Genomic DNA, 11,752 nt, shown 5'->3' with positions numbered 1-11,752 from the left:
CTTTGTTTGTCATATTTCTTTACCAGCGCATCAGCCTCTTTAATGATCTCTTTTTTCTGGTTGATGAACTCCTGGATGCCATTGATCTCCTCTTCCACACGGGTCTGACGGGAATGTAATCCCTGGATTTCGTCTTCAAGGTCACTTACCTCCATCGGCAGTTCACCTTTCAGGATCTTATACTCGTCTAACTTTGATTCAATTTTTTGGAGGGTCACCAGTGACGTGAGCTTTTCCTCAACAGAGAATTCTTTTACGTTCGACATAGTTTATTTTTATATTAATCCGTTCCTGGCTTTTATTAAAGGTTGCCCGGAACGGATTAGCTCTTTAATTATGGGCCTTCAGCCGAAGCACCTTCGGCGCTTCCAAAATAGTTAACCGGATTTGTTATTGTCTCCGATTTAAGGATGGCAAAGGTAGGGGATTTTTCCCGCAAATGACCAGGGAATTTCTCGTGTAACAGGTCAAACAGCAGGTCCACCGTGAATTGTTCGCTTTCATAATGGCCAATATCTGCTATAACCAGCCTGTCATTGGCATCAAAAAACTCATGGTATTTGACGTCGGAAGTAATATAAAAGTCGGCCTCAGCAGCTAATGCATTGGAAATGAGGAAGCTACCAGCTCCTCCGCAAAGGGCCACCTTTTTCACCGGACGACCGTTCAGCCGGGTGTGCCGGATAACCGGCACCCGGAAAGACTCCCTGATTATGGCCAGAAAGGCCTCTTCTCCGGTCTCCTCCGACAATTCCCCGATCAATCCTGCCCCTACCCGGGGATGGGAATTAGCCAGATTTATAAGGTCATAGGCAACTTCTTCATACGGATGTGCTTTGAGCATTTCTGCTACTACTCCCCGGCTTTTGAAGGATGGCAGGATGACTTCTACCCGAACCTCCTTTTCATGATGGCGGAGACCAGGTTCGCCTGCAAAAGGATGGGTTTGATCATCTCCCCTGAATGTCCCTGTACCCTCTGCCGAAAAGCTGCATTCGCTGTAATTCCCGATCTGACCCGCTCCTGCTCCGAATAAGGCATTTCGGACCGCTTCCAGGTGGGTGGCCGGTACATAACAGACCAGCTTCTGCAAAATGGCTTCCCTGGATGACAAAGGCCTGGTATTCACCAATCCCAACCGTTCCGCCATTCTTCCATTCACTCCGATGGGAAAAGTATGGTCGAGATTAGTATGTATGGCAAAGATGGCAATATCGTTTTTGATAGCGGTAATAACCGTTTTCTCCACATAGTTTCGGCCGGTGATTTTTTTTAACCCGCCAAAGATGATCGGATGATGGGCAACGACCAGATTGCAATGCCGGGCAATGGCCTCCTTTATCACTGCTTCCGTTGCGTCCAGGGTGACCAGTATCCCGGTACATTCCCAGCTTCCGCTCCCTGTCAGAAGACCCGCATTGTCATAACTTTCCTGGTAAGCGGGAGGAGCAATGGATTCAAGATGCGAAAGGACAGCGGAAATCTGCATAATTCAAATGATTACTGAAGGATTTTTTCTACATGGCTCAGTTTACCTTCCTCATTAACTCCTTCAATGACAATCCTTATTTTTTTGGTAATATCATTGTTATAGAATTGAATATTCACTTTTTTATTATCCTTATCCGTTAGTACATAAGGCTTCCAGTACAGGGTGGTACGAAGGTCCTCTGCCTCATTCAAAGCGGAGTTTTCAGAATAATCCGGTGAATAAAATTCCTTCATGGAGGAGTAGCCGATCACCTGGGCACGGTCCAGACCTTTGAAGTTGGCATCGGACCTTTTCTGATCCCCTCCTTTTTTCGTATAAACGGCAATGACGCCGCCTGCGCCGCCGCCGAATCCTACGCCCGATCCGGGCCGGAATACTTTAACCATGGCTATATCCGACACCGGCGTGGATTGAAGCTGGGAGGCGTCCACCTGCATTTCATTCAGGTACAAGGAGGGAGTGGAGCCCCGCCATTGGAGGGAAGGCTGCCCTCCGGGTCCATTGCCGGTAACGATCTGCAATCCCGCTACTTTACCCTGTAAATAGGCAAAGATATCCATCATGGAAGCAGAATACGGATCATTGACCAGGTCAAAGGTATAGGCATCTCCCCCGCTGAACATGCCGGAAGAATATTTCTCATCCAGTTTTTCCTTGTCGGTCTTTACCCTGCCTTTTACCGTAACCGATTCCAGGGTTTTTACTTTCTGATCCGTTATAGGTTTGATGCGGAGAGTCTCTTCGGCAATGAAGCGGTTCTTCTTCAGGAAGGCGGAATCTTCTGCCGTCCAGCCATCGTATGCCTGTGTCTGCAGCTTGATCACCCTGGCCTGTTTTAACAGTCCGGTATTAAAGGTCACCGCCGCTTCATTGGAAAGCTTGCGGTTTACATTGAACTGGTAAAACGCCCTGGCTGTATCATAAAAAACCAGACCGGTGACTCCAAATTTACCACCCGGGCCGCTCAGACGGGGGACGGATAACATTTGCGTACTGGAATCCTTTTTACTGAGTATGACATTGAGGGATTCTTCCTTACTGATCTTATAGGGGTCCACTCCCAACACTTCCACTTTGAGGGAAAGATAATCCTGTTCGGGTGATTTGATGACGGGTAGTCTGCCCCTGCTGACCTGTTCCCATTTGAAACGGCGCCAGCCATGGGTCAGCATAACCAGGTCGAGATGCGAAGCAACACTGTCCGACGCATTGGAAAAGTAGTAGAAAGGATTGTGAACATATCCTTTTATGTCCCCTGTCAGCAATAATCTGGATATAATATTGTCATCCCCGGGAAATTCGCCGTCTGCACCCGCATCCGTAACGGCTACGGAAAAGTTGGAACGCAGCGTATCCGGAATCTCGATCTGAAAACTGTTCTTTCCTCTTTTAGCGATACTTTTTGCCAGGATCCCGAATTCGGGTACAAATTCATATTCCCGGTTATTGACGAATATGACCCGTTCCGCCACCGGTTGATCAGCATCGGTAAAGACAGTGATCTGCAATACCCCAGTAGGCAGCTGACCGACCGGTATCGTTCCACCGCTCATAAAATTCGCATCCAGATTGACCTTTGCTTTATATACCAGGTGTTGATGCATATGCGCGATGATCGTCAGGTGTTTGTATTCCGGTCCTCCATCCCCTGTCCTGGCCACCGAAAACAAAACCTTATCATTATTAAGTATGGCTTTCAGAACCGCACCTGTGGTTTTTACCGAAGGTAACGGTGTCCGGTGTTCTATTCCCAGTTCATCTTTCCAGAACGCAATCAGGGAATCACTTTTTTCGGGGGTCAGCAGGAATTTACCCAATCCGTCATGTACGGAATTAAAGGTAAGTAGTTCCTTCCCTGTGGCATCCTGTATTGTTCCTTTCACCGAAACGGGCAGTCCGAACTGATCGTTCGCCTTAAAGGCAACCACTCCTTCCACCCCGGCAATCATATCCCCCCCCTCCGGGAAGAACTGGATCCTTGCCTGCCGCACAGGGTCAATGATTCCCGAATCCATATTTTTGGTAAAAATGCGGATATCCTTTTCAAAATAGAACGCCGTATCGAAATTCGACATCCAGGTGGTATAGGCCCTTACATGAAGATGGCCTCCTTGTGTATTTTTAGGAAGATCAAAGAAGCCTGCAGAGGAGGATTCCATGACGGGAGTTACTTTGCGTTGCAGGACGTTGCCGTTTGCATCGGAAAGTTCCGTATAAAAGTTTTTACTGAAGGGAGACAGGTCGGCTCCGGTGAAGATATAAGCCTTGTACCATACGGTCTCTCCGGGATTATAGATTTTTTTATCAAAATGCAGATGCACCTTCTCCTGCGGATAATTAGTAGCATAAACATTCATCATCGAATCCAGTTTTTGACAACGAACCAGGTCAGGATGCCATAAAACCAGCATACAGATCAATAGGAAAAAACGAAATTTGTTCATACAATAGTTCAAACAGTGGTTCATACAATTCAATTATTACGATAAATCTCCGTCATTTGGCGAAAACTACCTAAAATGCGCATAATTTCGGATTCTTTTAGATTTTAAAATAAAGAAATATTGTTAAAATGGTTTTAACAAAGTCAACAAGTGATCTTTATAAAGAATATGAAGCGCTCCTGCGCAAGATCGCCGATGTCAAAAATTCCATGGCCGTGCTGCAATGGGATGAGGAAACCTATCTTCCACCAAAAGGCGCTGCCTTCAGAGGCCAGCAAATGGCCACACTCACAGAGATTGCCCACGAGTGGGCAACCGGCTCAACACTTGGAAATCTGCTAAACGAATTGAACGGACGCGGTGATCTCCGGGAAGATCAGCAAAAGAATCTGACCCTGAGCCTGGAAGATTATCACAAACAAAAGAAATTCAGTCCGGAGTTTGTCCGTCTGTTAAGCGAAACCACTTCCCGCAGTTTTCATTCCTGGATCAAAGCCCGGTCTGCTAATTCGTTTTCCCTTTTCCGGGAAGATCTGGAAAAGGTCCTGGAATTAAAAAAGCAGGAGGCGGAGCTGGCCGGGTACGAGGGGCACCCGTATAATGCGCTGGTTGATCAATATGAAAAGGGTTGTACGGTAGCCCTATTGGATAAGACATTCGATCAGGTCAGAAGTCCCCTGAAAGACCTCCTTGACCGGATCCGGGAGCAGGAACCGGTTGATGACAGTTTTCTTCGGGGATATTATCCCAAACAACAACAATGGGATTTTGGCGTGGATCTGATCGGGCATATGGGTTTCGATTTTGAGGCAGGGAGACAGGATCTTTCCGAACACCCCTTTACGACCAGTTTTAATAAGAACGATGTCCGGATCACCACCAGGGTCGATGAACATGATTTTAACAACATGACCTGGAGTTGTATCCACGAGGCGGGACACGGACTTTACGAACAAGGCCTTCCTGAGGCCTATTATGGACTGCCTCTGGGGGAATATGCCTCTCTGAGTATTCACGAGTCTCAATCCCGGTTATGGGAAAATAATGTCGGAAGAAGCCTGGCCTGGTGGCAGCATTGGTTTCCTATTCTTCGTGCCTTATTTCCCGGGAGACTGGGGGATGTCTCCATCGGGCAATTTTATAAAGGGATCAATAAAGTGGGAGCCACCCTGATCCGTACCGAATCCGATGAAGTCTCTTATCATTTTCATATAATGATCCGTTATGAACTGGAAAAGAAATTGATCGAAGGCTCCCTGTCCGTTAGCGATATCCCGGTCTATTGGAAGGAACAATACGCCAATTACCTGGGTCTGGTGGTACCGGACGATAAAAATGGCTGTTTGCAGGACGTCCACTGGAGTCATGGCAGTTTTGGTTATTTCCCTACCTATAGCCTGGGCAGTTTTTATGGGGCGCAGTTTTTCAAGGCTGCCGAACAACAAGTCCCAACGCTTGTCCCGGAAATGGAAAATGGACGGACGGGGCCTTTGCTCGATTGGCTGAGAAAAAATATCCATAGCCAGGGCCGACGGTTCACCAGCGAGGAGTTATGCGGTCAGGCTACCGGTAAAACTTTGGATATTCAGCACTTTTTACAATACTTACTTGTTAAATACAATAAAATTTACAACTTTTGAGTTAAATCCGGTCTATGAAGCACATATGCTTTAACTCATTTTTTGCCATTTTATTGGCTTATACAACTTTCACCCCCTCTTGCAAGAAATATATTGAGCAACAGGAGAAAAAAGCCGCACTTGCTATCATTACCAATGGACTATGGTTTGTAGCCCAATACCAGCAAAATGATTCCGATCTCACGCCCTCTTTTTCCGGCTATCTTTTTAAATTCGATGAAAATGGAGTAGTGACCGGTACAAAAAATAGTGTCTCCACCAAAGGAATCTGGTCGGCGGATATTTCCAACAAATCCATCATTGCTGATTTTCCTTCAGGGAACGATACGTTGAAATTATTGAACGAAACCTGGAAGATCAAGGATAGTTCTTCAGATTCTGTATTGGCAAAGTCGACTGACACCTTGAATAATACGAACAATATCCTTAAACTAAGGAAACAATAAGCTAATTTTATGCCTTACCCTTCGTGATCCGTTCCTTTGCTGAAAATGCCCTTCACCTGCCTGTAGGAATAAGAAATTGGACCTGTTGAGCAGGCAGATTTTAATTCGTGATCATTTTCAACATATTCAATGACGCTGATCCTAAAACAAGTTTTTTTATTTTGTTGTCTTTCCTGCCTTTTTTTCCCTGGGGTAAAGGCCCAGGCCCCGGTGCCGGATTTCACGGCAAATGTTGTTTCTGGTTGCGGCCCGTTGGCTGTTGTCTTTAAAGACCTTTCTACCGGCAATCCGACTTATTGGACCTGGGATTTTGGCAATGGCCAGATCTCCAGTATGCAAAATGCCGCGACCTCCTATAGTGCTCCGGGAGTTTACACCGTAACCCTGGTCGTCAGAGGTCCTGGCGGTACAAATGCCATCAAGAAAACCGATTATATCACCGTTTATCCTTACCCGTCGGTAAGTATTACCTCCTCCCCCAGCACATTATCCTGTGCGCCGGCTAATGTCAGGTTTTTCGATAATTCCACTCCCGGTGCGGGTACAATAACGGCATGGAACTGGACTTTCGGGGATGGAGGAACGAGCGCTACCCAGAACCCCAGCCATATTTATGCCCAGCAAGGTTATTATACGGTGGGCCTGGCCGTGACCAATTCCCAGGGATGTACGAATGGAGGAACCTTCAACCGTTTTATACGAGTGATCGACGGCATCCAGACCAATTTTTCCTGGTCCCAGACTTCCCTTTCCTGCTCGGCGCCTTATTCGTTGAATTTTATTAACCAAACGGCAGGCCCGGGCAACCTAAGTTATGCCTGGAGTTTCAGCAATGGAGGAGCATCTGGTCAGGCCAATCCTTCGGTAATCTTTCCTTCCGCCTCCACCTATTCCGCAACCCTGGTTGCCACCAGTGACCTGGGTTGCACGCAAAGTATACAAAAGGATATCCTTTTCCCCGGGGGTAGCGCCGTAATTTCAGCACCCGACAGCGCCTGTGTGAATACTCCCGTAAGTTTTGCGAATGCTTCGGTTCCGGCTCCCTTGTCCTCCTCCTGGAATTTTGGAGACGGGAACAGTTCATTAGCTACAAACCCTGTCAATACCTACGGAGCAGTAAATTCTTTTTCGGTCAAACTGGTCAATACTTACCCTTCCTGCGTTGACTCCATTACAAGGACTATTAAAATTATAAATACATCGGGATTCGATTTTACCGCAGATAAGATGGCTAACTGCCAGGCTCCTTTTACCGTTAATTTTACCGGTCCTGCAGCGGCTGGCTGGCAATGGGATTTTGGCGATGGGAGTGCCCCGTCGGACCAGCAGAATCCATCTCACACGTATACTACAAACGGCACCTTCGACGTAAGCCTTTCAGTCACCAATACCACGGGTTGTTCCGGTTCACTAATAAAGCCGGGTTTTATAAGTATTACTCCACCACTGGCGACTCTTCATTTGAACCCTGTGCAAGGATGTACCAACGCACCCGTAAAACCGGTCCTCGACCTTACGGCCCCGGATGGGGTTAAAACTTATTCCTGGACGGCTCCCGGAGCGACGCCATCCAGCTCATCGGCGGCCTTTCCTTCTTTTACGTATACGGCACAGGGTGATTATGATCTTTCTCTCACCCTGGTTACCAACGGAGGGTGCAGTTTCAGTGCCAGTTTTCCCCAATCGGTTATGATAGGTACCCCAACGGTCCCCGTCTTTACGATCGCTCCTACTTCCAATATCACCTGCGGAAGGGATCCCTTCACTTTTACGGCCGTATCCAATACATCATCGGCGGACCCTGCCGATCACTGGTATTGGAATTTCGGCGATGGTGTTGCCACAACTTCTTCAAATTCAACAATTACACATTCCTATAGCGATACCGGTAAGTTTTATGTCAGGCTGATCGAGATCAACCATGGATGCACCCAGGTTACCGGCCCCACCGTGGTCTCTGTATATGTCAATCCACCGATCGCCAATTTTGGTTATAAGATCCTGGATTGCAATAACAGGACCCTGGTTAACTTTATCGATTCGTCAAAAACCGACCCCGCAAAGGTTCCTATCTCCTATTCCTGGGATTTTGGGGATGGAAGCCCGGTTGAGGTTGTTTCATCTTTTCCCTATTTGCCGGCAGCTCATTTATTCCCGGCTTTGTTGCTTTATAACGTTACCCTGACAATTACCAATGGCTGCACCAACGGATTCGCCAAACCTGTCGACCTCAGGCCGCAGACCATATCGATCATTCCACCTGGCACGCCTCCTGCTTTCCATGTCTGCAAGAATGATTCCTTTACCTTAACCGCCAATGTCAGTAAACCTTCGCTTATTGCCAACTATCAATGGACGATAGGTGCAGGGATCAATGTCCAGGACAGTATCCGCACGCATAAATTCATGCTGACCGATACCGGAACTTATGCTTTAAGTCTCGTAGTTACCTATATCGATGGCTGCACGGATCCTTCCACGCCTCCCGGAACGGTACTGAATGTCACCGGACCCACGGCCAAATTTATTCCACCCAACCCTGCAGGGGCCTGCAAGAGCAATTCTGTTCTTTTTACCGACCAATCGACTCCGTATCACACGGATGCTATTACGGCATGGATCTGGAGTTTTGGGAACGGGATTCAGGATACCACTTTTACAAGTCCTCCCTTCAATCATTCCTATTCTGATACCGGAACCTACAATGTTATACTAAAGGTCCGGGACATCAACGGATGTACGGATACTTTCCGGTCGCCCATCCTGGTCCAGATAACGGCCCCAATAGCCGGTTTTTTCGCACAGGATACCCTGCCTTTTTTCTGTCCCGGCGCCCCCCTTTCATTCGTGGATACCTCCCGGGGACTCAACCTGGTCTATAGCTGGGATTTTGGTGATGGCAACCTGTCGAACCAGCCGTCCCCTGTAAATTCTTTCCCGGCAACTATCGGGAGTAAGTATACGGTCAAATTAAAGGTTACCGATCAGTACGGCTGCTCCGATTCCATGACCCGAAAAGATTATGTCTATATCCTTAAACCCATTGCTGCTTTTACCATACAGGATACCACGGCCATCTGTATCCCCCTGCAAACCGATTTTATTCCCCAGGGCCAATTTTATGATTCTCTGTATTGGGATTTTGGAGATGGAAAAACTTCCACACTGCCTGTTACCTCCCACTTCTATAATGCCTACGATACGTTTTATGCCAAGCTGGTTTTGCGGGGTCCGGGGGGCTGTCTGGATTCGGCCACCCGCCGGGTTTTCCTGGTGAATCCCTATCTAAACACCTCTTTCCTTTATACCCCGTTGACGGGCTGTGATTCAATCCTTGCCAATTTTACGATTGCCCCTCCCGGATATACCCGATTTACTCTGAATTTCGGAGATGGCAATGCGGATTCATCAGGAAATAAATCCTTTTCCCATCTTTACAAAAATCCATCTTCCTACGCGCCTCAATTACAATTGCTGGATTCTACGGGATGTCTGGTGAATATCGGAGGTCCATCCATTGTCGTTTTAGGCGCCATTCCATTTTTTAGTATCGACAAACATGCCTTCTGCGATAGCGGGACCGTCAATTTTACCGATTTTACCATATCCAACGATCTTCCCATCGGGGAAAACTGGACATTCGGAGATGGCCAGAGCACAAATCAGAAGAATCCGACCCATTTTTATAATAACCCGGGGAATCATTTGGTTACGCTGCAGGTAACGACAAAAAGCAATTGCCTGGAATCCTTTACCGACACAGTTAAGGTTTTTCCAACCCCCCATCCTCTCATAGCCAGCACGACTTCATTTTGTATCAACAGCCCGATATTATTCCAGGGAAGTCTCCTCAATCCGGGTATTGATTCGGTGATCTGGTCCTGGAATTTTGGAAATGGCGGGACCTCCGCACAACAGAACCCTTCGGAAATATATGCTCAGGCAGGAACCTTTGTTGTTAATCTGCTTACCTCCGTCCCATTTGGCTGCAAGGATACTATTTCGAAAACGATTGTTGTAAACCCCCTGCCGGCTGTCAACGGGCCTTCCGTGATCACTACGCCCGTTGGTTTTCCGGTGACCATTCCGTTCACCTATAGTCCGGGGATCGTCAGTTTTTCCTGGACGCCGCCTGCCAACCTGAGTTGTACGGACTGTTCCAACCCGGTAGCGAGTCCAACCTTCGCGACCCAGTATCAGGTAGTGGTAACCGATAGCAACAGCTGCGTTTCTTCCGCCGCTATCCTGATTAAAACGATCTGCGACGGTAAGAACTATTTTCTGCCCAATACCTTTACACCCAATGGGGATGGGGTAAATGATGTGTTCTATCCAAGAGGTACCAACCTGTATAATATTCAGTCCATGCGCATATTCAATCGTTGGGGTCAAATGGTCTTTGAAAGAAGAGATTTCCCTGCCAATTCGCAATCGCAGGGATGGGACGGAACGATTAACGGTCGTCCGGCATCGGCAGATGTGTATATCTATATTGTGGAAGTGATCTGTAATAATGCGCAAGTCGTAGCTTTGAAGGGGGATGTGACCCTGATCAGATAAAACTGTGCTCCTGATCAGGTAAAATTGTACTCCTGATCAATAAAATCGGATAACAAACAAGATTCATTCAACTTATTTGAATAAATACCTACTTGAATAAACGCTTACCTGGTATAAGAGTCATTTTATTTTCGCTGTTCCTGCTGCCGGGTCTTTGCGCCCGTACGCAGGATATTCATTTCTCCCAGTTCTTCGAAGCACCGCTTTTACGTAATCCTGCTTTGGCAGGGATTTTCACCGGCGATTACCGGATCCAGGCCGTATTTCACGATCAATGGAACAGCTTTACGAATGCCTATCGTACGGGTTCCCTCAGCGCAGAGTACAAGATACCTGTCGGAAAAGGGTATGACTACCTGACCACCGCACTGCAGGTCCTGTATGATAAAGCCGGGTCAGCCGCTTTGTCCACCACTGAATTTTTACCCGCCCTGAATTATCATAAATCCCTGAGCGACGATAAGGTTATGTATCTGTCCCTTGGTTTTATGGGAGGGCTGGTGCAAAAATCAATAGACCTTTCCAAGGTCACTACCAATAGTCAGTATAATGGTACCGCCTATGACCCTGCCTTACCCGATGGAGAAACGTTTACCAATCCCAATATCCACTATCTGGACGGAAGCATCGGATTGAGTTTTAATACCACTTTCGGAAAAGACCAGGAGAACACCTTATTCCTGGGAACCGCTTTGCATCATCTCAACCGGCCAAAAAATTCTTTTTATAAGAATCCGGGTATCGAACTGGATCCCAAATATGTTTTTTCAGCAGGCGTTAAATTGGGCATTAACGAATATACTTCGTTCAATATTCAGGGAGATCATTCTATGCAGGGGCAGGCAAGGGAAACTATCCTGGGCGTACTTTATTCCCTGAAATTGGGAGACGATCCGGAAGACTCACCCTATAATCTCCACCTGGGCGGTTTCCTGCGATTGAAAGATGCGCTTATACCCGTCTTAAAGATCGATATGCATGCTTTGTCCGTAGCCCTGAGTTATGATGTGAATGTCTCCCAGTTAAAAACGGCCAGCCAGGGAAGGGGTGGCTTCGAACTATCGATCTCCTATATAGGATTTTTGGACCGGGATGCCTCCCATTCCTCCTACCTTAATAAAGTCATCAGCCCCAAATTCTAAACAAGGTTGTAATTTCACCTTCTAAATA

Annotated in this window: 6 protein-coding genes and 1 pseudogene; 4 read left to right on the top strand and 3 right to left on the bottom strand. The window is 47.2% G+C overall.

Annotated features, from left to right (window positions below):
• The 3 genes and pseudogenes from ACX0G9_RS08750 to ACX0G9_RS08740 all read right to left on the bottom strand — a co-directional run.
• Positions 1–266 (bottom strand): annotated as a pseudogene (locus ACX0G9_RS08750) (hypothetical protein); the annotation flags it as partial.
• A gap of 68 nt (positions 267–334) precedes the next feature.
• A complete protein-coding gene (locus ACX0G9_RS08745; RefSeq protein WP_459064504.1) occupies positions 335–1,489 on the bottom strand; it encodes a Nif3-like dinuclear metal center hexameric protein in 1,155 nt (384 codons plus the stop codon).
• 11 nt (positions 1,490–1,500) lie between these two features.
• Complete coding sequence (locus tag ACX0G9_RS08740) at positions 1,501–3,936, bottom strand: hypothetical protein (RefSeq protein WP_459064503.1); 2,436 nt, start codon at positions 3,934–3,936, stop codon at positions 1,501–1,503.
• Positions 3,937–4,064: 128 nt separating this feature from the next.
• Here ACX0G9_RS08740 and ACX0G9_RS08735 point away from each other — a divergent pair, with 128 nt between their 5' ends.
• From ACX0G9_RS08735 to ACX0G9_RS08720, 4 genes are all read left to right on the top strand, one after another.
• Positions 4,065–5,576: a carboxypeptidase M32 gene (locus ACX0G9_RS08735; RefSeq protein WP_459064502.1), complete on the top strand. Its 1,512-nt coding sequence runs from the start codon at positions 4,065–4,067 to the stop codon at positions 5,574–5,576.
• A gap of 14 nt (positions 5,577–5,590) precedes the next feature.
• A complete protein-coding gene (locus ACX0G9_RS08730; RefSeq protein ID WP_459064501.1) occupies positions 5,591–6,022 on the top strand; it encodes a hypothetical protein in 432 nt (143 codons plus the stop codon).
• 129 nt (positions 6,023–6,151) lie between these two features.
• Positions 6,152–10,582 (top strand): PKD domain-containing protein, encoded by a 4,431-nt coding sequence (locus ACX0G9_RS08725; protein WP_459064500.1) that lies wholly within the window; start codon positions 6,152–6,154, stop codon positions 10,580–10,582.
• A 92-nt stretch (positions 10,583–10,674) separates the two neighbouring features.
• On the top strand, positions 10,675–11,724 hold the full coding sequence (locus tag ACX0G9_RS08720) for a PorP/SprF family type IX secretion system membrane protein (protein ID WP_459064499.1): 1,050 nt from the start codon (positions 10,675–10,677) through the stop codon (positions 11,722–11,724).
• The last annotated feature ends 28 nt before the right edge of the window (positions 11,725–11,752 follow it).

The sequence above is a fragment of the Flavitalea flava genome (assembly GCF_054461575.1).
Note: the sequence above shows the minus strand (reverse complement) of the source record. Positions and strands in the feature narration are given on the sequence as shown.